Origin of the sequence: Calothrix sp. NIES-2098 (assembly GCF_963875125.1) — a bacterium.
Classification (GTDB): domain Bacteria; phylum Cyanobacteriota; class Cyanobacteriia; order Cyanobacteriales; family Nostocaceae; genus Aulosira.
Window position 1 is genome coordinate 4,183,759 of sequence record NZ_CAWNKJ010000001.1, and the last position, 24,142, is coordinate 4,207,900.

Annotated in this window: 27 protein-coding genes; 15 read left to right on the forward strand and 12 right to left on the reverse strand. The window is 40.5% G+C overall.

Going from position 1 to position 24,142, the window contains the following annotated elements; all coding sequences use genetic code 11:
* Nucleotides 1-47: 47 nt before the first annotated feature.
* The 3 genes from AACU33_RS17475 to AACU33_RS17485 are packed head-to-tail and all read left to right on the forward strand — an operon-like array spanning nucleotide 48 to nucleotide 1,470.
* A complete protein-coding gene (locus tag AACU33_RS17475) occupies nucleotides 48-371 on the forward strand; it encodes a hypothetical protein (RefSeq protein WP_096589877.1) in 324 nt (107 codons plus the stop codon).
* Complete coding sequence (locus tag AACU33_RS17480) at nucleotides 371-826, forward strand: hypothetical protein (RefSeq protein WP_096589878.1); 456 nt, start codon at nucleotides 371-373, stop codon at nucleotides 824-826. The genes AACU33_RS17475 and AACU33_RS17480 overlap by 1 nt, the downstream gene beginning before the upstream one ends.
* Nucleotides 826-1,470 (forward strand): hypothetical protein, encoded by a 645-nt coding sequence (locus AACU33_RS17485; RefSeq protein ID WP_096589879.1) that lies wholly within the window; start codon nucleotides 826-828, stop codon nucleotides 1,468-1,470. The genes AACU33_RS17480 and AACU33_RS17485 overlap by 1 nt, the downstream gene beginning before the upstream one ends.
* Here AACU33_RS17485 and AACU33_RS17490 read toward each other — a convergent pair.
* Nucleotides 1,433-1,999, reverse strand: coding sequence for an IS630 family transposase (locus AACU33_RS17490; protein WP_096588143.1), 567 nt, complete (start codon nucleotides 1,997-1,999; stop codon nucleotides 1,433-1,435). The genes AACU33_RS17485 and AACU33_RS17490 overlap by 38 nt on opposite strands.
* Nucleotides 2,000-2,004: 5 nt before the next feature.
* Nucleotides 2,005-2,505, reverse strand: coding sequence for a helix-turn-helix domain-containing protein (locus AACU33_RS17495; protein ID WP_096588144.1), 501 nt, complete (start codon nucleotides 2,503-2,505; stop codon nucleotides 2,005-2,007).
* A gap of 52 nt (nucleotides 2,506-2,557) precedes the next feature.
* Between AACU33_RS17495 and AACU33_RS17500 the strand changes: the two genes are divergently transcribed.
* The 5 genes from AACU33_RS17500 to AACU33_RS17520 all read left to right on the forward strand — a co-directional run bounded on the left by AACU33_RS17500 (nucleotide 2,558) and on the right by AACU33_RS17520 (nucleotide 5,440).
* Entirely contained in the window at nucleotides 2,558-3,922 is a 1,365-nt protein-coding gene (locus AACU33_RS17500) for a hypothetical protein (RefSeq protein WP_096589880.1), read from the forward strand.
* Between the two features lie 115 nt (nucleotides 3,923-4,037).
* The gene (locus tag AACU33_RS17505) at nucleotides 4,038-4,367 is read left to right on the forward strand and encodes a hypothetical protein (RefSeq protein WP_096589881.1); all 330 of its coding nucleotides are present in this window, start codon (nucleotides 4,038-4,040) and stop codon (nucleotides 4,365-4,367) included.
* Between the two features lie 7 nt (nucleotides 4,368-4,374).
* Entirely contained in the window at nucleotides 4,375-4,746 is a 372-nt protein-coding gene (locus tag AACU33_RS17510) for a hypothetical protein (protein ID WP_096589882.1), read from the forward strand.
* Between the two features lie 2 nt (nucleotides 4,747-4,748).
* A complete protein-coding gene (locus AACU33_RS17515; RefSeq protein ID WP_096589883.1) occupies nucleotides 4,749-5,240 on the forward strand; it encodes a hypothetical protein in 492 nt (163 codons plus the stop codon).
* Nucleotides 5,240-5,440 (forward strand): hypothetical protein, encoded by a 201-nt coding sequence (locus tag AACU33_RS17520; RefSeq protein ID WP_096589884.1) that lies wholly within the window; start codon nucleotides 5,240-5,242, stop codon nucleotides 5,438-5,440. Before AACU33_RS17515 ends, AACU33_RS17520 begins: the two co-directional genes overlap by 1 nt.
* Here the strand turns inward: AACU33_RS17520 and AACU33_RS17525 are convergent.
* Nucleotides 5,432-5,638 (reverse strand): hypothetical protein, encoded by a 207-nt coding sequence (locus AACU33_RS17525; protein WP_096589885.1) that lies wholly within the window; start codon nucleotides 5,636-5,638, stop codon nucleotides 5,432-5,434. The genes AACU33_RS17520 and AACU33_RS17525 overlap by 9 nt on opposite strands.
* Before the next feature lie 186 nt (nucleotides 5,639-5,824).
* On the opposite strand from AACU33_RS17525, the gene AACU33_RS17530 reads away from it, so the two are divergent.
* The 3 genes from AACU33_RS17530 (at nucleotide 5,825) to AACU33_RS17540 (ending at nucleotide 8,047) form a co-directional block, all read left to right on the forward strand.
* Entirely contained in the window at nucleotides 5,825-6,466 is a 642-nt protein-coding gene (locus AACU33_RS17530; protein WP_086686786.1) for a hypothetical protein, read from the forward strand.
* A gap of 10 nt (nucleotides 6,467-6,476) precedes the next feature.
* Complete coding sequence (locus tag AACU33_RS17535; protein ID WP_096589886.1) at nucleotides 6,477-7,283, forward strand: pentapeptide repeat-containing protein; 807 nt, start codon at nucleotides 6,477-6,479, stop codon at nucleotides 7,281-7,283.
* Nucleotides 7,284-7,441: 158 nt separating this feature from the next.
* The gene (locus AACU33_RS17540) at nucleotides 7,442-8,047 is read left to right on the forward strand and encodes a hypothetical protein (RefSeq protein WP_096589887.1); all 606 of its coding nucleotides are present in this window, start codon (nucleotides 7,442-7,444) and stop codon (nucleotides 8,045-8,047) included.
* 87 nt (nucleotides 8,048-8,134) lie between these two features.
* Here AACU33_RS17540 and fdhD read toward each other — a convergent pair whose 3' ends face one another.
* The 8 genes from fdhD to AACU33_RS17580 all read right to left on the reverse strand — a co-directional run bounded on the left by fdhD (nucleotide 8,135) and on the right by AACU33_RS17580 (nucleotide 18,730).
* Nucleotides 8,135-8,974 (reverse strand): formate dehydrogenase accessory sulfurtransferase FdhD, encoded by an 840-nt coding sequence (gene fdhD / locus AACU33_RS17545; RefSeq protein ID WP_096589888.1) that lies wholly within the window; start codon nucleotides 8,972-8,974, stop codon nucleotides 8,135-8,137.
* A 42-nt stretch (nucleotides 8,975-9,016) separates the two neighbouring features.
* Nucleotides 9,017-9,742 (reverse strand): Uma2 family endonuclease, encoded by a 726-nt coding sequence (locus AACU33_RS17550; RefSeq protein ID WP_096595286.1) that lies wholly within the window; start codon nucleotides 9,740-9,742, stop codon nucleotides 9,017-9,019.
* 39 nt (nucleotides 9,743-9,781) lie between these two features.
* Complete coding sequence (locus AACU33_RS17555) at nucleotides 9,782-12,004, reverse strand: FdhF/YdeP family oxidoreductase (protein WP_096589889.1); 2,223 nt, start codon at nucleotides 12,002-12,004, stop codon at nucleotides 9,782-9,784.
* A 1,009-nt stretch (nucleotides 12,005-13,013) separates the two neighbouring features.
* On the reverse strand, nucleotides 13,014-14,567 hold the full coding sequence (locus AACU33_RS17560) for a glycerol-3-phosphate dehydrogenase/oxidase (RefSeq protein WP_339376108.1): 1,554 nt from the start codon (nucleotides 14,565-14,567) through the stop codon (nucleotides 13,014-13,016).
* A gap of 279 nt (nucleotides 14,568-14,846) precedes the next feature.
* Nucleotides 14,847-16,328: a glycerol kinase GlpK gene (glpK, locus tag AACU33_RS17565; RefSeq protein ID WP_096589890.1), complete on the reverse strand. Its 1,482-nt coding sequence runs from the start codon at nucleotides 16,326-16,328 to the stop codon at nucleotides 14,847-14,849.
* A gap of 365 nt (nucleotides 16,329-16,693) precedes the next feature.
* On the reverse strand, nucleotides 16,694-17,518 hold the full coding sequence (locus AACU33_RS17570) for a class I SAM-dependent methyltransferase (RefSeq protein ID WP_096589891.1): 825 nt from the start codon (nucleotides 17,516-17,518) through the stop codon (nucleotides 16,694-16,696).
* A 41-nt stretch (nucleotides 17,519-17,559) separates the two neighbouring features.
* Nucleotides 17,560-18,228 (reverse strand): HAD family hydrolase, encoded by a 669-nt coding sequence (locus AACU33_RS17575; protein ID WP_096589892.1) that lies wholly within the window; start codon nucleotides 18,226-18,228, stop codon nucleotides 17,560-17,562.
* A gap of 259 nt (nucleotides 18,229-18,487) precedes the next feature.
* Entirely contained in the window at nucleotides 18,488-18,730 is a 243-nt protein-coding gene (locus AACU33_RS17580; RefSeq protein ID WP_096589893.1) for a hypothetical protein, read from the reverse strand.
* Nucleotides 18,731-19,615: 885 nt separating this feature from the next.
* Between AACU33_RS17580 and AACU33_RS17585 the strand changes: the two genes are divergently transcribed.
* The 4 genes from AACU33_RS17585 to AACU33_RS17600 all read left to right on the forward strand — a co-directional run bounded on the left by AACU33_RS17585 (nucleotide 19,616) and on the right by AACU33_RS17600 (nucleotide 22,637).
* The gene (locus AACU33_RS17585; RefSeq protein WP_096589894.1) at nucleotides 19,616-19,858 is read left to right on the forward strand and encodes a hypothetical protein; all 243 of its coding nucleotides are present in this window, start codon (nucleotides 19,616-19,618) and stop codon (nucleotides 19,856-19,858) included.
* A gap of 495 nt (nucleotides 19,859-20,353) precedes the next feature.
* Nucleotides 20,354-21,070, forward strand: coding sequence for a Crp/Fnr family transcriptional regulator (locus tag AACU33_RS17590; RefSeq protein WP_096589895.1), 717 nt, complete (start codon nucleotides 20,354-20,356; stop codon nucleotides 21,068-21,070).
* 116 nt (nucleotides 21,071-21,186) lie between these two features.
* Nucleotides 21,187-22,260, forward strand: coding sequence for a galactokinase (gene galK / locus AACU33_RS17595; protein ID WP_096589896.1), 1,074 nt, complete (start codon nucleotides 21,187-21,189; stop codon nucleotides 22,258-22,260).
* On the forward strand, nucleotides 22,257-22,637 hold the full coding sequence (locus AACU33_RS17600) for a signal peptidase I (protein WP_096589897.1): 381 nt from the start codon (nucleotides 22,257-22,259) through the stop codon (nucleotides 22,635-22,637). The genes galK and AACU33_RS17600 overlap by 4 nt, the downstream gene beginning before the upstream one ends.
* A gap of 224 nt (nucleotides 22,638-22,861) precedes the next feature.
* Here AACU33_RS17600 and AACU33_RS17605 read toward each other — a convergent pair whose 3' ends face one another.
* Entirely contained in the window at nucleotides 22,862-23,824 is a 963-nt protein-coding gene (locus AACU33_RS17605; RefSeq protein ID WP_096589898.1) for an alpha/beta hydrolase, read from the reverse strand.
* Between the last annotated feature and the right edge of the window lie 318 nt (nucleotides 23,825-24,142).

Genomic DNA, 24,142 nt, shown 5'->3' on the forward strand with positions numbered 1-24,142 from the left:
ATACTTCCTCATAAAACTGATTTATTACTCTTCAATTAATCAGGTTTATGACTCAGCCAACTTATGCAAATCTTTTTGGAACGGGTGCAACTTTTAACACATCAACTAACAAGCTAGAAATTCCCATTGCTGCCTTGGCTGAGTCAGGCTTAGATGCGACCGAACCAACAGCACTAGAAGCTTTCGCCGCAATTACTAAAAACGGTCACGGGTGGTTATCTACCAATACTGATGCAGCTGTCATGGCTGATGGAACGCTGAACATATTTGCCCCAACTACTCGCAACGGCGATCCAAAAACCCAATTTGGTTACACTCTCAATTTTTACGGCAGCTACAGCACACCTACATTTGACCCCGATCAAGTCTAATGACGAAAAAGTGTTATTACATCACCTACGTTAACTGTGCTGGTGCATCAGGTTCCGGTTACTTTTGCAGCGAGAGCATCACTTATGTTCCCACTGGCGGGGGCTGTGGTGGCGGTTACTTTGTTTCCCCTGACCTGGGTTTTAATTCTGCCAACGCTTCCGAACTCTCCGGTACGGTCGAAGAAGTAAGCTGTAGTTTCTGTCCTGGCTGCTGCACCGATCCAAAATACGACTGTCTCAATGGCAGTTGCGTATCAGCTTCAACTTACGGCACTCCTGGCGTATTTAGTTCGCTGTCTGCTTGTGAATCTCAATGTTCAGCTAACGGGAATTGTGGCGACGGTAAAGTGTGTGCTGATGCTAATTACTGCCCTCCCGGTATGGTCTGCATTGAAAATCAGGAGTATTCAGAAATTCAAGGATTAATGCATCAACTAAACAGCGATTTAAGCTAATGGCCACACCAGAAGGGCAGCACATAATTAACGGTTTAAAAAAGCTCAAGGGTCAAATTGTGGGTATCAAATCAGATTTAGTCAGAATTGAAAGCAAGATACCTTCTGAAGAACGCATAGTTTCTAGAATTCTTGGTGCATTATCTCTTTTGAATTCAGTAATATCTGAGGGCTTCTCAACAATTAGAACTTCAACCAATGCACTTAGAGACATTATTTTACAATTAATTAGAAGTTTATTTGGTAGTGGTGACTCTAAATCTATTGATTATGACCGCATATTCTCAATTGTTAATTCTGCCCATCAAACAACCCGTAGTCTAATTTCTGACGCTCATCAATCAACAAGAGAAGTTATAGTAAATATTCTCTCACCTAAATTAGAAGCGGGTTTTGCTAATTTGGAGAGTTTAATTAGAAACTTGAGGTTAAGCGTTGACTATGACCGGATAACGCAAATTATTAACACTGCTATCAATGGACTTGGAGACTTAATTATTTCCTCTCATCGCTCAACCAGAGAAATAATCAACAACCATATAAATTCAGCACATCAAAGTACCAGAGAAGTCATAGTAAACATTCTCTCCCCTAAGTTATACCAATTCACGAAAAATTTGATTCAAATAAAGCATCAAGAATAAAGTCCCAACCTGTAATAGAAGCAATGGTTGATGTGTTTAATTTCTCCAAACGCTTCCAGATAAATTGTCTTAATTCATCCAACGCTCCAAAACTTTCCCACGCCAAATATCTTTTAACTTCCTCCCACAATCGCTCAATTGGATTAACTTGCGGTGTATGTGGGGGTTGAAATAACAAAATTATATTTTCTGGTATCTGAAGATGTTGACTAAAATGAAAAGCACCATTGTCTAACTGAATAATATGTATATCTTGGGCATAATTAGCCGAGAATTTTTCTAGAAAAATCTGAAAACAAGCTGCATTTAAATGAGAGAATTCCCAAATAAAATTCTCACCAGTTAATGGTTCTACCAATCCATATAAATAAAAATTTTCTCGCTTCCATTGCATGATGCCAATAGGCTTAGTACCTTTTGTAGTAATTAATCTTCCTGCTTCTGTTTTCAGTCCTACGCGGCTTTCATCCTCACACCAATACCTAATTTTTCTTTGTCTATCTATTGGTGATATGACATATTTCTGAATTACGTCTAGGTATTGTGGGAGTTTTTTTTAAACTCTTCTTCCGCTTCTGGTTGGTGTTTAATGCCTACTGCACGCGGCACCTTTAGCTTCGCTTTCATTTGATAACGCACTGTATCATGTACTACTTTGTATGAAGCTTCTACACCCTCTACCGCTTTTAACCATGTTCGGATTTCTTCATAACTTTTAAATCCCTGGGGGTCTTCCAGTTCCTTTGAAAGCTGCTCTCGAACATCTGTGTTAATAATTGGTGGTCGCCCTGAACCTTTTTTTCTTGATACGAGACTAGTGATTCCTGACTCTGCATAAACTTTTAACCACCTTTGTACCGTCGCGCTTCCTCTGCCCAATACCACTGCTAAATCTTGTATTGTCTTTACCTGCTTTATCTTCAGTAAATACAACGCTTGAATCCGTTCTTTACCTAATGCTGTTTTTTGTTTTCTTAGCAGCTCATGTAATTCCTCGGCTGACTCCTTTATTTTTACTTTGGTGACTCCTGCCATAAACTTCTGCTCATATTTCTTCCTTAATTATCTTTATCATTTTTTTAGTGAAATGGTATTAGATGCAGGCTTTGCCAATTTAGAGAAGTTAATTAAAAATTTAAATCTATCTGTATCTATTGATTATGACCGTATTGCAGGAATTGTTAGCAATGCTGTCAACGGGCTTGGAGACTTAATTATTTCCTCCCATCGTTCAACTAGAGAAATAATCAATAACCATATAAATTCAGCACATCAAAGTACCAGAGAAGTCATAGTTAACATTCTCTCACCTAAATTAGAAGCAGGTTTTGCTAATTTAGAGAAGTTAGTTAAAAACTTGAAATTAACCGTTGATTATGACCGGATAGCCAAAATTGTTGATTCTGGCATCAACAGACTTGGAGACTTTATTCTTTCATCTCATGAAACAACTAGAACGTTAATAATTAATAGAACTAACAGAATAATTGGACGCATAGTTGAATTATCAGAATATTTAGAAGGTTTACTTAAATCACTAAAATTATCTGTTGACTACGACAAAATTAAAAACATTGTAGATGGAGCGCATAACTTTACAAGAGGAATTATTTTAGCTGCTCTTGGTGGAATAACTGCGGCTGTAGCTGCTGCTATAGGTGCATTAGTTCCCGTGTTTACAGTAGTTGTAGAAACTGCTGCTGCAACTATTGCTGCTAGCGTTAGACAAGCAGCCGCACAGTTAGCAGTACAGCTAGAAAGCATCATTAGAAGGTTGCTCCGCGACCCAACTAATAATCCGCCTAACGATTCTATTAATTGGCAAACCGTCACCATTCCTATTGTTAGTTGTAACTTAGCTGATGATGGTAAGTATACTCCATCAACATCTAGCCAAACTATCACAGTAATTGCGACTAAAACCGGAAATGAAGTAGCTAAAACTCTCCAACATTTCCAAGAATTAGCCAAAAGTAACGAGCAGCTTTGTAGAAATAGAAACAATGAAGCAGTTGCGTTAGTTGCATTACCTGAAAGATACGAATTAAGTCCGGGCGGTCACATCCCCCAGATGATTTATGTGTTTAAACAAGTCAATGATGATGAGACTTTGGGGCGCGTACCATACCAAATTACTGTACCTCATCCAGCGAATACAGAACAGCCTTCTAGTGCGCCATTGCCCAATTACAAAAAAGGAAGCTGGGAAGGAATATTAACTTTAAAAGACAATAGCAAAGTCTTTGTAAATGCTTATTCTTTATCTGAAGCTGAAACAATGCTTGATGCTATTAAGCCGTTAATCAATTCATCCTTTTTAACAAGTTCGTTCCAAAAGGTTGGACAAAGAAAGGGTCAAGCGCTTCTAGAAATTAATGTAAAACTCGTAGAAGTTCAATACTATCCCGAAGGAACAGCCGGAAAACAACCTCAGTGGATAAAACGCTTCTAACCGATTATCCCCGTAAAACGTTTAACTTTGCTAGGGCTTAAGGCCGATCGTCGAAAAGCCTTCGTAAAACAGGCTAGCTTGAACTAGAGGTTTTCCCTATCAAATCACTTCAACAATGGCTAGAGTTCCCCATGTAATTACAGTTGATGGTAAGAAATATGCCGCAATCTTACCTGATATCTACGGCGATATTGGCACCGTAGTCGGCATTGCTAAAGCACCATCTCCAGATAACACTGATTACGCTGGTAAGGTCAATGTAAATCAGTGGATTCAATCCGGCGATTTAGTCAGAATTCGTTGCAGATTAGAAAATAAGAAATACAAAAACGTGCTTTGTGTTTCTGCTAAGTTTGCCTCTGCAATGGGTGGATTGCTGCCTAAGAAAGTCGGCGGGGTTGATGTTCGTACTACTGGTGTTCAACGTCGCGAGAGGTTAGGTTAATTCAGTTATGGCACTTCCTGTTTTACATAAAGTAGTTATTTCTGGTACTGAGTTTTATTACATTAAAACCAGCGATGCCTATGAAGGCATTAAAGACCAAACAGGCATTGAAAAAGTAGCAGATCCAACCGGAACTGAAGAAGTCATGCCAGTCAAAGAACTTCTACGCACTGGTGTTATTTGGCGGATTGGCATTCGTTACAAAGATTCAGGTGGCAAGCGTAAATCCAGCCATTTGTTAATTTGTCGAGTTAAACTAGCAGGTCTTTTTGGCACTGAAGCAACAGGTAAGCTTGAAGATAAAACTTACAAGTTAGCTGGCGTTACTAAAGGCACAATCGAACAAATCTCTGGTCGCCGCAAAGCTACTTTCTACTAATTATGGGCAACCCAGTTTTGCAGCTGGGTAACTCTGCTAATTGGCAAGAGCTTTACTCGACTTCAGTAAATGCTCAATCGATAGGTGCGGGTTACTTGTTCGCGCCTATCCCGCCGATTACAGTCCCAGTTTTAATTGAATCGCACATCATTGCACTATCTATCACATCCGCCAATGCCAAAGATACCTGGCATTTTGGCGGATTACTTTCTCAAAAAATTAGTTTAGGTCTAACAGTCGGCGGGTTGCCTGATGCGGACGGGGTACAGAAACACAGGCTTTACCTCAACCGTTTAACCCTGCTGATTCTGCCAAAGCTTACTGCTACCTATTCTGTAGAGATTGAGCCGCCTAAGTGGTTTCGCCAAATTTCTGTAATTATTTGGCAGTACGTTGGCCCAGAAAGCGACACCACAGAAGATTTGATTAATGAAATTAAAAATGTTGATTTACCCAGAATTGAGAACAAAGTTGACGCTCTAGGGGGTGCTTAATGCTTAGTCTTCTCATGACAGCAGCCGGATTAATCCTTGCTGCTTTGTCCTTTCTTGTAAAGTGCGCCCATGACATTCGCAATGAAGCTATTGAAGCGACTAAAGAACGTGCAAAACTCCAAAGCCAAATTGAACTTATGCTTTACAGGCTTGACCGCATAGAGCGCCAACTCTACAAACCAATTGGGGATTCACTTTAGCTCAGTTTGTAGAGATGCAAGATGTCCAGCAAGCGCATTTAAGGGGGTGGCATTTGATAACAAGTCTATACCCGTGGATTTAGGATTTTTGCCTTGCTCTATTAAGTCAGCCTCTTTATTAATATCCTCAGCAAACTGTCTTAGGCGGGTAACGAGTATGTGCCTTTGATATTCGACTTTTTCTTCTAATTCGTTCATGTCTGGGGATTCAAGTTACACTTGGCAAGCGGTCATTTACTATCACCTGTGGGTTAAATTCTCTAGGCATAGGCGAACGCACTTTATCCCTACCTTAAGCATTTTGCATTCCTGCGTAACAAGTTTAGGGTTACACTCATATATTGCAACACATAACGTTTACCCCCATGATTGGAGAGCGATACCTTGGGAATAGAACTACGCAGTTTCGTATTTCTCGACAACCTGCAACCTCAACACGCAGCATATATGGGAACCGTAGCTCAAGGTTTCTTACCTTTACCTGGGGATACATCACTGTGGATTGAAATTTCTCCAGGGATTGAAATCAATAAAATTACAGATATCGCCTTGAAAGCAGCCTCTGTGCGTCCCGGAGTACAGGTAGTTGAACGACTTTATGGTTTATTAGAAGTTCATTCTAGCTCCCAAGGAGAAACGCGATCAGCTGGTCAAGCGATTTTAGCGGCGCTTGGCGTGAGAAGAGAGGAATGTATCAAACCGCGGGTGGTTTCTAGCCAAATTATCCGCAATATTGATGCTTACCAGACACAGCTAATTAATCGCACCCGCCGGGGACAGCTATTATTAGCAGGGCAAACTCTTTATGTGTTAGAAGTTGAGCCTGCTGCTTATGCTGCACTAGCTGCCAACGAAGCGGAAAAAGCTGCCTCAATTAATATACTTGAGGTGCAAGCTGTAGGTAGCTTTGGACGGCTATATTTAGGCGGACAAGAACGAGATATTCTTGCAGGTGCAGCCGGAGCATTAACAGCAATTGAAAGTGTGACAGGTCGTACAAATCCCCAGAGTGGACGTCAGGAGTAAAGGAGAAACAATGGCGAATCTAGAGCATCTAGCTTTATTGAAAGCTGGTGCAGTCCAATGGATTGAGTGGAGAAATCAAAATCCCCAGATTGAACCAGATCTCAGTACCGCAAACTTCTCTGGAGATAACCTTAGAGGTGCAAACCTCCAAGGAGCAAATTTAACTAGGGCAGATTTAAGTTACGCTTTACTCGTGCGAGTAAATTTTAGTAGTGCTGACCTGAGTAGTGCTAACCTTCACTATGCCAAACTGATTGAAGCTAACCTGAGTGCAGCTAACTTTAGTGTTGCGAACTTGAGCGCTGCTAACCTGAAACAGGCAGATCTCAGCCATGCTAACTTGATTGGCTGTGATTTGAGTGCGGCAAATCTTCGAGGAGCTGCGATCGCAGATGCAAATCTCATTGGCGCTGACTTTAGTTACGCTGACTTAAGAGATGCTGATTTAGATCGAGCCAAGCTAATTCGAGCTAACCTTTGTTTTGCCAACCTCATTAAAGCTAACTTAATTGCAGCCGATCTCAGCGAAGCCAATTTGCACGAAGCAGAATTGATTGGAGCTTATCTTTACAAAGCTGAGTTATATAAAGCTAATCTCAGTAAAGCTCACCTGAGTGGTACATATCTGTTTCGCGCCAACCTAAGTGAAGCTGATTTGCGAGGTGCAAACTTAGCATGGTCTAACCTTAAAGGTGCAAATCTAGCTGGGGCAAATCTTAGAGGCGCTAACCTTAGAGGCACTAATCTCACGGGAGCAAACCTTAACGGAGCAATTCTCGAAGATGCCATTATGCCTGATTCTTCCAAGTGCGAGTAGGCGCAGGGAGTGTGGGGAGTGTGGGAAGTATGGGGAGTGTGGGGAGTGTGGGGAGAAATAAATAATAACTGTTGATCCTTGATTCTTGACAAATGACCAATGACAAATGACAAATGAAATGACAAATGACACTCCTATAACTCACATCAAATTGTTATATGTCTATTTACAAAACTATTTTTTGGTTCAATAGCTTAGGTTTATTACTAATCATTGTTCTCATATTTTCTACTAAACTATTTGAAGTATCAGCAGGAGGATTATTCTCACCACCTCCGAGTCCAGAGTATCCTAGCGCTGGTTTATTAACACATACTTTTCAATTATTATGTTGTGTGGCTCCGTTAGTTTGTGCTTTTAGTTTTGCTTTACTAAAAAAGATTAAACCTGGTGGTAAAAATAATAAATTTATTCTTTTTTCTGGCTTATTGACAGCAGGTTTTTTAATCAACGAGATTTATAGACTTCATATTATTGCTCTCCAATTTGGTATTCCCAAATTATTAACTATTTTTATTTACGCTACTATTGCCCTTGTCTACGGATTAGCTTTTAAAAGCCAATTAAAATCTACACCATACATTATCATTGTAGCTAGCTTAATCTTATTATTTATTGCTATTACAATAGATTCACTACACTTGAGTGGTAGTGGAGCGCCTAGCCTTTTAGAAGGAGTACCTAAGTTGTTGAGTGGACTGAATATGGCACTTTATTTTTGGGTTGTATGCTATAAAGAAGTCCTAAATTCACTTCAGCAATAGATCTAGGGGCACGGCACCAATAATATTACTGTATACACCAAAATCTTGTTGATGCCGTGCCCCTACAGTTTTTAATATTGAGGATTTTCAAGCAGCATTTATTCTTTCCCAACCACTGTAAACATTGAAACGTTCTCCTCGCAAAAATCCAATTAAAGTAATCCCAAATTCTTGAGCGACAGAAACAGCTAAACTGCTAGGAGCAGAAACAGAACAAACTATAGGTACACCCGCAACAGTGGATTTTTGCAAAATTTCAAAACTAGAGCGTCCGCTAACCATCACAATACGATTGTTTAAAGGCAATTCATCACTAAGTAAAGCCGAACCAATCAATTTATCTAAAGCATTATGACGGCCAATATCTTCTTGCAAATTTAATAGTTTCCCTTGAGCATCAAACACCGCCGCAGCGTGCAAACCTCCGGTAGTCGTGAAGATACTTTGAGCCGCCCTTAGTTGTTCTGGTAGGCTGTAGATAATCTCAGGTTTAACTACAAACCCTTGGGGAATTACCGCACAACCTTGCAAATGCAAAGCCTCAATATTAGCTTTACCACAAACTCCACAAGCACTATTAGTATAGAAGTGCCGCTCTAATGGCTGTAAATCTGGAATCAACTCTTCCCGGAGTTCAACATTTACTATGTTGTAACGCTGTTCGCTATCTAAAGATTCATCTACGCAATAACTCATGCGTTGAATATCTTTTTTAGAATTAATAACTCCTTCACTGTAAAGAAAACCAGCAGCTAATTCAAAATCTGCTCCTGGTGTTCGCATGGTGACAGCTATAGTCCGATTTTGAGAAACTAGCCGAATTTCTAAAGGTTCTTCAGTGGTGACACTATCGAGGCGGGTACGCATTTTCCCATTTTCTACCACCCAAACAGTAGATTTTGTCTTGCTTCCCAAAGGCTTAGTCATTATTAAGATTTAGTGTGTTTTGCTTTCACTTTCATACCACTGTTATAAATTCTCTGGATCGATACCTAATTCTCGCAATTTGGCGGCTAGGCGTTCAGCTTTTTGCTGTTGTTGTTCGGCGCGTTGTTTTTCTTGTTCGGCGTATTGCTGTTGTTGTTGAGCAAATTCTTCTGGTGTGGGAATTAGCTGTCCTTCAGCAGTAAAATAGCGCAATTTACTTTCATACACGCCTAAATATAAACTTAGCTGTTGACTCCATAATAAACCTTGAGGATTAGGTTCTATAGGTTGATAAGTTCCACCTAATAAAATAAACCCAGCAAATTCTAAATTCTTGGGGTCAAACCAGAAGTATTCGGGAGTGCGAAAGATATCTTGATAAATTTGTTTTTTTAAGCCTTTGTCAACTGATGCGGTTGTTGGGGAAAGTAATTCGATAATTAAGTTGGGATATTTACCGTCTTCTTCCCAGACAACCCAACTATCACGAGTTTGATTTTGTGTGTTGAGTACGACAAAAAAATCCGGGCCGCGAAAATCTTCTGACTTGCGCTGACGTTGACTGTAATAAATAGTAATATTGCCAGCCGCAAAAAAATCATTGAAATGTTGCTGGTCTCGCCACCACCACTCCAAGCATTTTAATAACAGCAACATTTGCTGTAAATGTAGATAGGTTTCCAAAGGCGGTTCGTCACTATATTTATATAAATCACTGTCTGGAAATATAACACCTTCTGGGGTGGGTAAATCTTTGGCTACGGACATAGTTGCTTGTCCTTTTTCATTTATCATTGGTTAGTGAATTCAAATTTTTTCCAAACGCGCGATCGCATTATAATCGGGTACTCCTTCTAGAGAACGCTTGCTTTTATCTAAAAGTACGTTTCCTTCCGGCCAATGTACTTGTAGGTTTCCAGGTTGAATTGGCGCTAGATAAACTTCTCCTTGTAACTCGCCTAAATCATTTTTGAGAATTACGCGATCGCCATCTTTTAATCCTAATTTTGCAGCATCAGAGGCATTCATTAACACTGCTTCTCGTAATGCCCCAGTAATTGCATCTTTGCGTTCTTGCACCATACTATTAAATTGCTTACCTCGGCGGGTGGCGACAAAGAAACTACCTGCTGGTAATTCTTTGTGAGGTGGAGTTAATGGTGTAAAGTGGGCTTTGCCATCTGGTGTAGAGAAATTCCAGCCAAAACATAGATGGGAACCACCATACTGAAACTGATCTCCTTGTTGTTGTAAGTGTTGAATTCCTGCATATTGGGGAACAATTTGGGCAATTTCTTGACGGATAGCGGCTGTATTTTCAAAATGCAACTTCTCTTTTAAATCTGGTTTGACTCGCCTTGCCAATTCCATAAATACTTGCCACTCTGGACGCGCTTCGCCAATGCGCGGCCCGGGAATTTCGGGGCTAAAAATTACTCGGCGTTCGGTGCTAGTTTCTGATACTCCTCCTGGGATTTCATAGCGAGTTGTCGCAGGTAAAAGCACTACTGTATCTGCTGGTTCTACTAACATTTGGCTAGAAAGCACAATATCCATGTGTACCCGCAATGGTATCTGCTTTAAAGCACCTTCGACATAATCCGGTTCTGGTAGAACTTCTAGAAAATTACCGCCAACAGAAAATAACACATCTAACTCTCCTTGATGCGCTGCATGAATCATTTCTGGCGCAATTAAACCTGGAGTTGCAGGTACTTCAAAATCCCACACCTGACTTAATCGATCTGCATTTTCGGGAGTAATAGCTTTACCACCAGGAAACACCGTAGCGTAACATCCCATTTCTGCACCACCTTGCACCCCAGAGTGTCCGCGAATTGGCATTAAACCGCAGCCTTCTCGACCGACGAAACCTTTGGTAAGTGCTAAGTTAATGATGCTACGGACATTATCTTCACCGCATTCATGCTGGGTGATCCCCATACTCCAGACAAAGACAGCTTTGTTAGCTTCTGCAACCATTTTGGCAAAAGCATACATTTCTTCGCGAGTAGTTCCAGAAAGTTTTTCTAATTCTTCCCAAGATTGAGTTGCTAATTCTGCTTTGAGTTCTTCAAAACCGCTTGTATATCTATCAATAAACGACCGATCTACCCAGTCATTAGAAATCATGTGCTTAATTGTACCGTTCAAAAATGCCATGTCTCCGCCCAAGCTGACCAGAAAAAAATCTTCGGCAAACTTGGTGCCAAATAAAGCACTTTCGACAATTGAAGGAACCCAGTAGCGTTCCATTCCTGGTTCACGGTAAGTGTTAATGACTACAATTTTTGTACCAGCTTTTTTGGCATAGTGGAGGTATTTAACAGTGACAGGCTGATTGTTAGCCACATTCGAGCCGATAAAAACTAATAAATCAGTACCAATCCAGTCTTTATAAGAACAGGTGGTAGCCCCCGCACCCAGAGTAGATTTCAAACCTGCGGTGCTGGGAGAATGACAAATACGGGCAGCATTATCAATATTGTTACTTCCCATTGCCCGCACGGCTTTCTGGGTGGCGTAGTAAGTTTCGTTCACAGTGCCGCGACTGGTAATGTAAAAGCTGAGGCGGTTGGGTATGGTAGCACGAATACGGCTAGCAATAACTTCTAGGGCACGATCCCAACTCACACGCTGAAAACCCTTTTCTCCTCGTTGGCGGATCATTGGGTAGGGAAGCCGTCCCAAATCGCGTAATTGAGAGCTTTTTTGCGTTTGCAATGAGGAAATATCCGTTAGCAGCGCAGGGTCGAAAGCTGGCATAGTATTCATTTGTAAAAGCCGCAGCCTCACATTGCAGAGATGAATACCATCCAGCGTCCAATCTTTCATGCCGGTAGTTCCCAAAGCACAGCCATCGCAGACACCTTTATTCAAAATATTCCATGCATAAGGTAATTGCTTGCGAGACAACCAAATTGCCCGAAATACTTCCCAGTAATTATTTGGGTACTGTTCGCCAATACCAAAGGGTTTCCAGCTAGCCCAGTGTGAAGGTGTCCAATATTTCTTGGGTTTAGGCAACATGATGGATTTTGCAAGTGGATAATCGCCACTTCCAGGCTAGCTTTTTGAGCAGCAAATGAGTAGGACAGTAATAAATCTGGATATTTAGAGCTAATTATGTCAGGATTTACACCAAATCTCTAGCGGTTCAGTGCATTAATTATGATTTCATCATAAGTATTATGTAGGGCTGGCAATGCCCATCCTACTACTAACTCAATAGGTTGTTAAAAAAAATTGGTTGCAAGAGACATTCTTGCAACCGAGATGAATACTTAAAAAGACTCGTAAACACTAGTACACCATGTTAGAAATAACTAACCACATGAAAATAGCTCAATGCTTATCTTCATTCAGTTATTCAATTTTCATCCCGCGTACAACACTAGTCTAATTAGCAAATAAGGCTGTCGTAACAGTGCTTTTACTGAAGTGTTACAATTAGTCGTAGCGACAGCTAAGAGAACAACAGCATATTAGCGAACACAATTCAAAAGATTAGGTCATTTTTGGAGAAATTCAACCGAACTCTTCGATTAATCAATAGCCAATCTTAATAGTAGGGAACTAATTGTAGCCCAGTTTTTTAGCTCTGGGCAGTGTCAAGCAAATTCCGCCAGATAACATGGCACTGGCAATACAAGCAATTAGCACTACTTGGAAAATATCACTAAAATTAGAAATCATTTTTGTTACCTCATTGTGAGATTTTGAGTGGAGGTTTGTGTGCGTGTCCATAATTACTCTTTTTTTTTGAGTTGGCAAGTTCTTATATCTGTTTTTTTCAAGTTTTTTCAAAAAAAATAGTTTAGATAATTAATAGAGTAGAAATACGGTAATAAAATAGTATTTATATTTACAGTGATTTTGCCGGATAACAAAATTTATCTACTGTATTTATTAAATACATTGCAGGAAATGTAATTCAATTTTGCAAATTATTTCTTGGTAAGAGTAATAGCTTTTACTGACAGAGAAAATACAGGCTTTTTAGCTATTTTTGTGCAATTAAAAACAAATTTATCCCAGCCTATTTCAGCAAGTATCCCTCAGCTAGAGAATGATAAGCGGCAATTTGCTGTTGCTGCCAAATAGTGTCTCTTTCTAGTTCTTCAGCCAAAATTTCTGCTACGCGCGGGGCTGCTTCTATGCTGGCGATCGCATCGAGTAAGAGCGATCGCGTTCTTCGTGCTAGTATATCCTCTACTGTGCGTGCTAGTTCGTAGCGAGTAGCCCAGCGCACTTCTGCCTCTAAGTAAGGTAGGCGAGGATGCAATAGTGTATCAGCACCAGGTAATTCTTGGATAGTGGCTGCATCGCTACCATAAACATCGAGGGGGGCTGCTGCGGGAGTTTGAGTCCAGCCGTGTAAATGCAAGTTAGCGGTAATTGAGGGATGAGGTGAAAGATTGGCTAGGGAGATGGCACGGTTAACTACGTCTTCGCCCATTTTGCGATAAGTTGTCCATTTACCGCCAGTAATTGTTAGCAATCCCGAAGCAGAAACAGAAATTACGTGTTCGCGGGAAAGGGCGGCGGTTGACTGGGTTTTTTCTGCTTTTACTAACGGGCGCTGTCCGACAAATACACTTAATACATCTTTGGGAGTGGGAGCAGGTGTGAGATATTGAGCTGCGGTGTGTAAAATAAAGTCAATTTCCTGCTGAAGGGGACGGGGTTCGTATTCAGTATTTTCAACTGGGGTATCAGTAGTACCAATTACTACCTTGTCATGCCAAGGAAGAGCAAATAATACTCGCCCATCGGCTGTTTTGGGAATCATCATAGCGCTGTCATTTGGTAAAAAATGCTTGTCAACGACAATGTGCGCACCCTGGCTGGGAGATAGCATTGTTGATACTTGCGGATCGTCCATGCGCCGCACGTCATCGACAAATACCCCGGTAGCATTGACTACAACTTTGCTTTTTAGCTCAAAAGTTTCTCCGGTTTCGGCATCGCAAGCACGCACGCCCTGCACTCGTTCGCCTTGTTTGAGCAAATCTATGACTGGCAAGTAATTCAACGCTACACCGTTGTAATCTAGCAAAGTTTGCAGCAAAGTAATGGCAAGGCGTGCATCATCAAATTGCCCATCATGGTAAATAACTCCTCCCCTAAGTCCCTTAGTTTTGAGCGTGGGGATATGCGATCGCGTATCTTGTTCGTTAAGAAAGCGACTATGGCCTAAACTCAAACGACCAGAAAGTAAATCGTAAATCTTTAAACCCGTACCGTAAAAAAGTTGAGACCACCAAGTATATCCCGGTACGACAAATTTTAAATCGCGTACTAAATGAGGCGCATTGCGGCGCAGTAGCCCCCGTTCGTGTAACGCTTCCTTTACTAGTGCGATATTTCCTTGCGCCAGATACCGCACTCCCCCATGCACTAGCTTAGTTGAACGGCTGGAAGTAGCTTTGGCAAAGTCATATTTCTCTAAAAGTAGCGTTCGGTAGCCGCGAGTTGCTGCTTCGATTGCTGTACCCAAACCCGTTGCACCACCACCAATAATAATAAAATCCCACTCATCGGATTGGCGAAGTTGAGCAATTAAATTCTGACGAGTTAGCAGTATTTTCACGGTATATTCTCTCCAATGTTATAAAAAAAGTCGCAATTGTCACAACAAAAGTCACAAGTGTTGTAATCCGAGGTCGCAACTGTCACAACCAAAGTCGCAAGCGTCGTGCGCAAAGTTGCAATTGTCACAAAAATCCACAGGTGTTGTAATGCGAGGTTGCAACAGTCACAACAAAAGTCGCAAGTGTTGTACGCAAAGTTGCAGTGGTTGTAAAAAAAGTCGCGATTGTTATAAAGAAAGTCGCGACAGTAAAATTAAGTGTTAGCTGCGTAGGTTGAATTACTTTTGTCGCGCCTGTGCGATCGCGCGATGCCATGAATCTAGTAATTTCTCCCGGTAGTCAGCGCTAATTTTCGGCTCAAACCGTTTCTCTAGTTGCCATTGCTGTACAATTTCCGCTTCGTCCCAGTAACTAACCGCTAGCCCTGCCAAATAAGCTGCACCTAAAGCGGTAGTTTCGGTGATTTTGGGACGAACAACGGGTACGCCCAAAATATCAGCTTGGAATTGCATCAATAAATCATTGCGGGACGCACCGCCATCTACCCGCAGTTCTGAAAGATCGAGATGGGAGTCTTGACGCATCGCTTCCAGTACATCAGCCGTTTGATAGGCAATGCTTTCCAAAGCTGCACGGGCGATATGGGCGCTAGTTGAACCGCGAGTTAAGCCTGCGATCGTACCGCGTGCGTAACTATCCCAATAAGGTGCGCCCAAGCCGACGAATGCAGGTACAAAATATACACCACCATTATCAGGAACGCTAGTAGCCAAGGCTTCCACATCGGCGCTGTGCTTAATAATTCCCAGCCCATCGCGCAGCCATTGCACAACAGCCCCAGCAATAAAAACGCTACCTTCCAAAGCATAATCTATACGTTCATTGATGCGCCAGGCGATCGTGGTTAGCAGCTTGTGCTGGGATAGTATGGGCTGATTACCTGTATTCAGCAGCATAAAGCAACCAGTGCCGTAAGTATTTTTTGCCATACCAGATTGTAACGATGCCTGCCCAAAAGTTGCTGCTTGCTGGTCTCCGGCAATTCCCGCAATCGGAATGCGGCTGCCAAAAAGTCCCTCAGATGTATGCCCATATACCTCAGATGAACTCCGGACTTGAGGGAGAAGAGAACGGGGAATATTCAGAATCGACAATAATTCATCGTCCCAATCCAGGGTATGAATATTGAATAGCAGAGTGCGGCTAGCATTAGTTGCGTCTGTAATATGCAATTCGCCTTGAGTCAGCTTCCAAATTAACCAGCTATCGACAGTTCCAAATGCTAGTTCTCCGCGATCGGCTTTTTTACGAGCATCAGGTACATTATCGAGTAACCACTTAAGTTTCGTCCCGCTAAAGTATGCATCTATTACCAGTCCCGTTTTCTGCTGGAATGTTGCTTCATAGCCAGCTATTTTGAGTTCATCGCAATCAGCAGCAGTACGGCGATCTTGCCAAACGATCGCATGATGAATCGGCTTACCTGTTTGGCGATCCCAAACTATTGTAGTTTCCCGTTGATTGGTAATGCCAATGGCAGCAATATCGCTAGCGCGGATACCAATACGCGCTAAAGCTTCATTAGCAACCCCAACTTGAGAAGACCAAATTTCTTCAGCATCATGTTCCACCCAAGCCTGCTGGGGAAAAATTTGTGGAAACTCCTTCTGAGCAACAGCCAGTATCTCGGCGTTGCGGTTAAATACAATGGCGCGAGAGCTAGTAGTGCCTTGGTCAAAAGCCAGAATATATTTATTCATAGGATATATTTCAAAATTATTTGTAATTTACAACGAGCTAAACACCTTGATTTAATATAGAGAAGAATACAGCTTAATCTAAATTTTTAAACTAAATTTCTCATTTTTCCAGCAAAGCAAAAATGAAAAGCAAAAAATGAGCATCACACTTTTTCACCTGTCATTGCGAGCGAAGCAATCGCAAAATCTTCAACGAAAAGCGAGTCTTTGGGATTGCTTCGTCGTTCCTCCTCGCAAAGACAATTATTATCTGATAAAGCAATAAAAACTAGGATGCACCCAACCAAAAATGAGTTCTTGCTCAGATCTCCGGCTTTTTGAAGAAGTCGGTAATCTAAAGTAATTAGGGAAATAAGTCTAATAAACTAAATCTTTTGTGCAATATGAAAAGCAGAAATATATGAAAGCTGAAGAATACCTTGAAATTCATCTTCTATGCATTGTTTCAAGGCTGCAAATAGAGCATCTTTAATTTCTGGTACTAATTTCAGGTAAGCCGAGTAAGTATTTAACAACATTAAATACTCGTCTACTGTATAGCTTACTTCCGAGATAATTTGCCCATATCTTAAGTTTTTAAATTTTCCCGAATCAATAGCAAAGCTTCCTAAACCTCTTAAAATTTCTTCTTGAGTCGCTCTGTCTTCATACTTATTAAGTGATGGAGCGTACAATTGATAGATTTCAGCTAATCGTTGATATACTTGATAGCTTGGTTGCAGTTCTTTATTCCATAATAAAATTAGATAACCTCCATCTTTGAGAGCGTTGCCTGCTTTTGGATAGCCTAATTCCGGTGATATCCAATGAAAAGAACTTGCTGCTAAGACAGCATCAAATTCCAGAGCATCTAATACCCATTCTTCAAAAGATGTATTTTGAATTTGAACATGAGAATAATGTTGACAATTTTGTTGAGCTAACTGGAAAAAATCTGGATTTGGTTCTAAACAAATCATAGAACAACCCAATTTAGCAAAGGCTGTTGTTGCAGTTGCAGGGCCGCATCCCACCTCTAGAATTTTTGAGTTAGAGGATAATTGCGCAATCTCTACAACTTGGTTAATTAAATCTTGAGGATAGCGAGGCCTAACTTTGTTATAGGCCTCGGCTGCGGGAGAATACCAATTTTTACGCTGTTCTAAGTCTCTGCTGGAATAACTAATAATTGTTTGTTTTAAGTCTTCCATCGATTCTTGCCAAAATAGATGCGTAATATCTATTATCTTCGTTACGGATTTTTGCTCAATGGCGAATCGCTGTAATGTGCTAATAAATCAGCAGGATCGTTGTATATAGCTTTAGCTCCCGCCAAACTCGAATCGTCAAAGCCGCCACAGCGCATTGCAATTAAACCGACTCCCGCCTCACCCGCAGATTTAATATCGTAAGGCGTATCGCCCAGCATCAAAACTTGGTTTGCTTCCATCTTGAGCTTGCTCAGTGCTGCTTCCACAATATCGGGTGCGGGTTTAGAAGCTTCCGCATCGCTTGATGTTGTGGTTTCTTGGAGTAAGTCGTCAACCTGAGCAGCTTTGAGCAGCGTCTCCAATTCTTCATTTGAAGCGGAACTAGCGACAATTAGCCGCAATCCCAGCTGCTGCATATGTTGGATTAATTCCCTGGAAGCATTGGCTGGTGAGAGTTTTGGTGCGTAGTTATTCAGAAATATTTTTTTGCGTCGTTGCGCGATCGCTTTTCCATCGCCTTCTTCATCCGTCAGTCCTGGTACTACTTTCGGTATCAGTTGATCGCCACCCATCCCAATTAATGGCCGTACTTGCTCAAACGAAACATCATAGCCAAATTCTTTAAATGTATCTACCCAAGATTGAGCATGAGCATCATTGCTTAAAACCAGCGTTCCATCGATATCTAAAAGTACTGCTTGCAATCCCATCACTAATTTCCTAAAAATATCAATTCAAAATAGTTAATTATTCTCTACCTCAGTTGTTAGATCGTCACGCTAGAGAGGTAATAAAATTTGTTATGATATTTAGAAAAGTTAATAGACCTCACCGATCGGTTCGCATTATCAGGAGGTCTGTATAAGAACTATGATTTTCCCACTACTTTTAGAAGTAGAATTTCGCCTTAATTGTCATTTCAGCTAATCCAATGGGTAGATTTGACCCTATTGAATTTCCTAAATTTTGTTAACGAGACTCAGTTCCTTGATTGGGAAGACCAGGTGTTGTAACAGTACCTCCAGCCGCTTCAGGATCGGAACCCTGACGAGCATCAGTACCTGATTCTTGGCCAGTCATCCGATATCTCTCATCAAGAGGAGTATCACCTTCTTCGGTAGTTGGTACTGTCGTTTGCGTTCCAGGGTTATCTTCGGGATCGTATTTACCTTCTTCTTGCCGATTGTCGGGAGGAGGAGTTTTTGATGTCATATCTTTTTCCTCTTTTAATAGGTTATTTCTCAGATTAATTTTTTATGTCTTGTAAGTTTTCTATCCTGAGATATGACTTCTAAGTAATTGGGAATAAAATCAAAAACACAAGCGATCGCGCTAGGTAAGCTTGGCTACAATCGAGCTTAACATTGTTAGAAGCTAACTAAATATAAGACACCATCTAATCAGTACACTCGTAGGGGCACGGCACTGCCGTGACCTACACCTGGCAATATAATGTTGTACCGTCTTTGAATGAGAACCGATATATAATTTTATTGAAAAAATTTAAGTAATTTGTGAACTTTAGTATTTTCCAAAGTAACAATTTATTGTAGGAAATATCACATAAAAAATAAATTAGAATTTATAGGTATATCTATCTTTAGCTTGAATATTGATAACTTAAATCAAATATACAATAATTGAAACCTGCAAAAAAACTGGTTTACTTTAATAGCACCTAGACTCAGACATTAGCTCCTAATCAAAAGGAATGCAAGTAATTGCACTCCTTTTTTACTATTTCTGATTATCGTTTATCAATATAGACGAACTCACCAGTAATAATCTGTACGGTTTCCTGCATATAAATATCTAATAATAAATAGTCTTTTATGTAAAATTACAACTCTAGATATAAAAATCCGAAATTGGTGTTAAAACCAGTGACAGATATTATTTTGAAACTCTTGGTAGAGTTCAGTTAATTAGTTATTAATTATAAAACTAGTTAGAACACTGATTCATTATTAGAAACTTGGGAGATAAAAATTTTCTCCTAGTTGAGCAAAAATTACAGCCTTATCTTTAACAACAAAGGATTTTTTTGTTAGGAAATTGGTGTTCTAGGCTGATATCAATCAAATAATTTTCAATACCATGACTACAAGTATTGTGGAAAAACCCAAGTTTTATGAAGGTCAAACGGTAGAGTTTATGGGTGGAGAAGGCATTATCAAAAACTACCGACTTGAACCAAGTAACTGGCTTTACCTAGTGCAAATGCCTATGGGAGCAGAACCAGAAATGGGTAAAGTTAGCTATGAAACCATGATTTGGTTAGCAGAGGTAGACATCTCTCCAGTCTGCAATACTTCTCGCAAAATGTCGAGTCTGGAATAATGAAACCTTGCCAAAGCTTGTTAAAAATCTTTTTTAATGCAGCCAATGTCACCGTTTCACTTTAAGATTAATACAAATAGACAGACTATGCCACACTTAGGGCAATAGATGTACTCAATACACAGCTTATTGCATCTCTAGGCTAACAGAATCTCAATAGAGAATAAAAAATAATTTATCAGGAGGTATTGAAACGTCAATATTAGGATTTTGTTTTTACCAGTCTCATATTCATGAAAAAAGTGTCAGCAATTAATAATCTTTAACAAATTACGTTTTTCAAAATATGGCGGCGGGGCGGCGGTAAACCGCCGCCCCGCCGACAGTTGTTATCGAAAAAAGCAATAATTAATTACATTGGAGAGTTGAAAAATACCGCCTTATGTCACATTTCTTCAACAGAAGCGATCGCCTTTTGCTAGGTTAACTTGGTAATGTCCAAATCATATTTTAGGAAGTTTTGTCAATAGCCATAATTACAGCCAGGTGAATTCGATGTTAGTTAATACAACTCCTACTATCGTGAGAGAGAATCGACTACTTACGGCTCTTCCTGCCTGTGAATATCAACGTCTCGTTCCTTATTTGAAGTTCGTTTCGCTTTCATCAGGACAGATTCTTTACGAGGCAGAAGAACCAATAACACGGGTTTATTTTCCTAACAATTCACTAGTTTCTTTAATTATCAGTACAGGAAATGGGTCTACCGTAGAAGTTGGTTGTGTAGGTAACGAAGGTATAGTAGGTGTCCCTGTAATTTTGGGAAGCAATACAACGACTACAAGTGCTGTTGTCCAAATTGCAGGTAATGCTATGCAGATGAATGCAGATATACTAAAAAGCGAGTTTGCATGTGGTAGAAATCTTCAAAAGCTACTGCTATCCTATGTACATGCTCTGTACGCTCAAGCAGCCCAAGCGGCTGTGTGCAATCGCCTACATACCCTAGAAGCAAGGCTTGCGCGCTGGCTGCTCACGGTTTCTGACCGGATACAATCAAACAAACTGCCCCTTACTCAGGAATATATTTCTTTGATGCTGGGTGTACGTCGCTCTGGTGTGACAGTGGCGGCTGGAATTCTCAGCGAGCAGGGAATTATTAGCTATAACCGCGGTAACATTACTATTCTCAATAGAAAAGGTTTAGAAGCTATATCTTGTGAGTGTTATCGGCTGCTCAAAAGTGAATTTGCTCGATTACTGGGTAATTAGCAGAAGTGCAAGTTTTTATCTATCTATAAAGGTCATTTTTCCAAAATCTATATTTCTTTGATTCAACCTCTCGATAGAGGTTTATTCTTGGCTAATTTTGCTATCACAAAACAATTATGAACTTCCAAAAAATTTTTGATAAACCACCTGAAACTGAAGCCAGCGCGCCTGGAAGGGTAAACCTTCTAGGCGAACATACAGATTATAATGATGGCTTCGTTTTGCCAACAGCTATTCCACAATCAACAACAGTACAGTTAGGTCTGAGTACTGATGGACACCATCACTTTTACTCAGAAAATTTAGATGAGCAAGTCGATATTTTAGACAGCAACCATACGCCATCTGGATTTGCGAGTTATATTTTTGGGTGTATTCACGTTTTAGAACAAGCAGGATACACAATCTCATCGCTGAATGTGTATGTTACATCTTCAGTACCGATGGGTTCGGGTTTATCGAGCAGTGCGGCTTTAGAAGTTAGCACTCTTAGAGCAGTACGCCAACTTCTTAACCTCCCGATAAATGATGTAGAAATTGCCCAATTGGCACAAAAAGCGGAAATTCATTATGCTGGGGTGCAATGCGGCATCATGGATCAAATGGCTTCTAGCTTGGCTGATACTGAGCATATGTTGTTTTTAGATACTCGTACTCTAGAACGCCGCGTGCTACCTTTTCCTAGTGGGGCTGAGATTGTAGTCATAGATAGCGGTGTGCCTCGCACTCTAGCAAGTAGCGGATATAACCAAAGGCGAAGTGAGTGCGAAGCCGCAGCGCGATCGCTGGAAGTAAAAGCTCTCCGAGATATTACTGATGCTAGGATTGTAGAAGACTTACCAGAACCCTTACGCCGTCGCGCTCGTCATGTAGTTACAGAAGATAACCGGGTTTTAGAGGCTGTGCGAGGTGTATCATCCGAACGCTTTGGCGAGTTGATGAACGCATCTCACGCTAGCTTGCGCGATGATTACGAAGTTTCCGTTCCCGCGCTGGATATATTAGTAGAGATTTTGCAAAAAACAGCAGGAGTGTTTGGCGCAAGGCTGACTGGTGCTGGTTTTGGTGGTGCTTGCGTAGCTTTAGTAGCAGCAGGCAAAGGAAGAGCGATCGCAAATCACGCCTTAGAAGCTTACAATCAAGCAGGTTACACCGGACAAATTTTGGTTCCGGAGACTGGCGACAAATGACAACTGACAAAGTGATTTTTGGTAATGCTGAAGACGAGGGTGCTAATCGCTGGGGATGGTTTCTCGGACACTTTATCACCCCTGTTGCAGATCCGCGTTCCACAGAAGCACTAGAAGTTAAATGGGGCGTTCATAAAGCTGGCGACAGTAGAACTCAGTGGGCGATAAATAATCAAGCAGCTACTATTTCCATTCTGATTAACGGCCAATTCCGTTTGCAATTTGAAGATAGAGAAATTGTCTTATCTCGTCCAGGTGATTATGTTCTCTGGCGTGCAGGTATTCCCCATACCTGGGTTGCTGAATCTGATTGTACTGTTTTAACTATTAGATGGCCTTCAAAGCCGGGCGATAGCATCGGAATTTCCAGTAAGTAAGCTCATTGAAGAAACCAGAATTCAGCAGTCAGAATTAATTGCGTGTTAATTGTAGGCATAGCCTTCCGGGTGGATAGAGTACTACATTTTTAGTGGAGGTCTTAAACTCCTACAATTCATCTACAAGTCAGACAGAATTTAGAATTGAATTTTGACTTCTGAATTCTATTTTCATCAATAAATTCGAGCTAAGATGCTGTGCAATATTGCACAAGTATCTCTAACTAGCCATTTGGGAATAAAAACCCACAAATAAGTTGATAGATTTCTGACTGAAAAATATCAGCATGGTGTCCAGCAAATGCATCTGCAACAAATTTGTCATGTTGGTGTAACAGTGAAAGATCGGCGACAATCATCTGTTTGCTGGGAACGTTATTTGCGGAAAATCCCACATCTACTTGAAGTGTAGCCAATGAGTTAGCAAATTTTGCCTTCACAATATCCGTTGGGCCTGCTGCTCCTAATGCAGGTCTGTTGTCAAAAAGGTTGACCAGTTTATGCGCTATCGGATAAGCATTTTGCAATGCTTTATCTTCCTTAGATGTTGTAATTAACAATCTAATATTTGGAAACTCTGTAAAGATATTTCCATAACTTTGCTTTGGCTCCAATCCATTATTATCAAAAGCTGCTTGCATCAAAATAACATTAAAATTTATCTTGCTGCGCAGAGAAGTAATTAAAGGTTGTTTAGCTAAAGCTTCTAAGGCCGAACAAATAACCTTACAGCCAAAGCTATGACCAATTAAATTAATGTTCAAAGGAATCTTAGAAGGAATCGCTTGCAAACTCTCGATCAGCAACCGCATAACCGCATATCCAGCATTTGCTCCTATAGCATCAGCTCGTCGTTCCATTGTGTAGAAAGAAAGAGCTTGTAGATAGTTTTCAATGTTGTTACTATCTTCACTGAGCATAGAAGGCCAATGAATTCCAATTCCGAGTCCATTTATGACTTGCTTATTTAAAGTTTGGCAGTGATTGAGCAAGACCTTGCCCAATTCTACTGAGAATAGGTTGTATTGGGACATTGTGTTAATTGAGTTAGTCCACCAACCATGCGAGTAGATAAAGAAGTTATTAAAATTAAAGGGTTGTTGAGTTAGTGTATCAACCTCTCTCTTGATATTAGAGTCTAGGATGACTCCATTTTCATTCGTTGGCAGAAGGAGAAAATAAGCCATATTTTACCTCTCATTCACAATTAACTTGGTAAATCTGGATAAATTTTCGGAAATTCAGACAGTAAAGATGAATAGCAGCTCTTTATCTGATTTTTCATCTTTATTCTTGTTCCTCCACTACTTAAAGTTGTGTATTGTGAATAAGAATACAAGAGGAATGTGAGAATCTTATGAAGAAGTAAATAAGTTTACATTTTTAAATAATCTATATTCTTGTGTAGTATTTATAACTTGTATAACGATCGCTATCAAAATATTATTCTGCAAGTAGGTAACTAAAAATCTAACATTACTACTTCTTCAATATCTTTTCTCTAT

Coding starts and splice junctions, on each gene's coding strand:
- AACU33_RS17540 (WP_096589887.1), top strand. CDS start 7,442: ATGTCTATTTACAAAACTATTTTTTGGTTCAATAGCTTAGGTTTATTA.
- AACU33_RS17570 (WP_096589891.1), bottom strand. CDS start 17,518: ATGGAAGACTTAAAACAAACAATTATTAGTTATTCCAGCAGAGACTTA.
- AACU33_RS17555 (WP_096589889.1), bottom strand. CDS start 12,004: ATGTTGCCTAAACCCAAGAAATATTGGACACCTTCACACTGGGCTAGC.
- AACU33_RS17495 (WP_096588144.1), bottom strand. CDS start 2,505: ATGGCAGGAGTCACCAAAGTAAAAATAAAGGAGTCAGCCGAGGAATTA.
- AACU33_RS17500 (WP_096589880.1), top strand. CDS start 2,558: ATGGTATTAGATGCAGGCTTTGCCAATTTAGAGAAGTTAATTAAAAAT.
- AACU33_RS17475 (WP_096589877.1), top strand. CDS start 48: ATGACTCAGCCAACTTATGCAAATCTTTTTGGAACGGGTGCAACTTTT.
- AACU33_RS17590 (WP_096589895.1), top strand. CDS start 20,354: ATGTTAGTTAATACAACTCCTACTATCGTGAGAGAGAATCGACTACTT.
- AACU33_RS17525 (WP_096589885.1), bottom strand. CDS start 5,638: ATGAACGAATTAGAAGAAAAAGTCGAATATCAAAGGCACATACTCGTT.
- AACU33_RS17535 (WP_096589886.1), top strand. CDS start 6,477: ATGGCGAATCTAGAGCATCTAGCTTTATTGAAAGCTGGTGCAGTCCAA.
- AACU33_RS17580 (WP_096589893.1), bottom strand. CDS start 18,730: ATGACATCAAAAACTCCTCCTCCCGACAATCGGCAAGAAGAAGGTAAA.
- AACU33_RS17575 (WP_096589892.1), bottom strand. CDS start 18,228: ATGGGATTGCAAGCAGTACTTTTAGATATCGATGGAACGCTGGTTTTA.
- AACU33_RS17600 (WP_096589897.1), top strand. CDS start 22,257: ATGACAACTGACAAAGTGATTTTTGGTAATGCTGAAGACGAGGGTGCT.
- AACU33_RS17510 (WP_096589882.1), top strand. CDS start 4,375: ATGGCACTTCCTGTTTTACATAAAGTAGTTATTTCTGGTACTGAGTTT.
- AACU33_RS17605 (WP_096589898.1), bottom strand. CDS start 23,824: ATGGCTTATTTTCTCCTTCTGCCAACGAATGAAAATGGAGTCATCCTA.
- glpK (WP_096589890.1), bottom strand. CDS start 16,328: ATGAATAAATATATTCTGGCTTTTGACCAAGGCACTACTAGCTCTCGC.
- fdhD (WP_096589888.1), bottom strand. CDS start 8,974: ATGACTAAGCCTTTGGGAAGCAAGACAAAATCTACTGTTTGGGTGGTA.
- galK (WP_096589896.1), top strand. CDS start 21,187: ATGAACTTCCAAAAAATTTTTGATAAACCACCTGAAACTGAAGCCAGC.
- AACU33_RS17515 (WP_096589883.1), top strand. CDS start 4,749: ATGGGCAACCCAGTTTTGCAGCTGGGTAACTCTGCTAATTGGCAAGAG.
- AACU33_RS17485 (WP_096589879.1), top strand. CDS start 826: ATGGCCACACCAGAAGGGCAGCACATAATTAACGGTTTAAAAAAGCTC.
- AACU33_RS17480 (WP_096589878.1), top strand. CDS start 371: ATGACGAAAAAGTGTTATTACATCACCTACGTTAACTGTGCTGGTGCA.
- AACU33_RS17505 (WP_096589881.1), top strand. CDS start 4,038: ATGGCTAGAGTTCCCCATGTAATTACAGTTGATGGTAAGAAATATGCC.
- AACU33_RS17550 (WP_096595286.1), bottom strand. CDS start 9,742: ATGTCCGTAGCCAAAGATTTACCCACCCCAGAAGGTGTTATATTTCCA.
- AACU33_RS17585 (WP_096589894.1), top strand. CDS start 19,616: ATGACTACAAGTATTGTGGAAAAACCCAAGTTTTATGAAGGTCAAACG.
- AACU33_RS17520 (WP_096589884.1), top strand. CDS start 5,240: ATGCTTAGTCTTCTCATGACAGCAGCCGGATTAATCCTTGCTGCTTTG.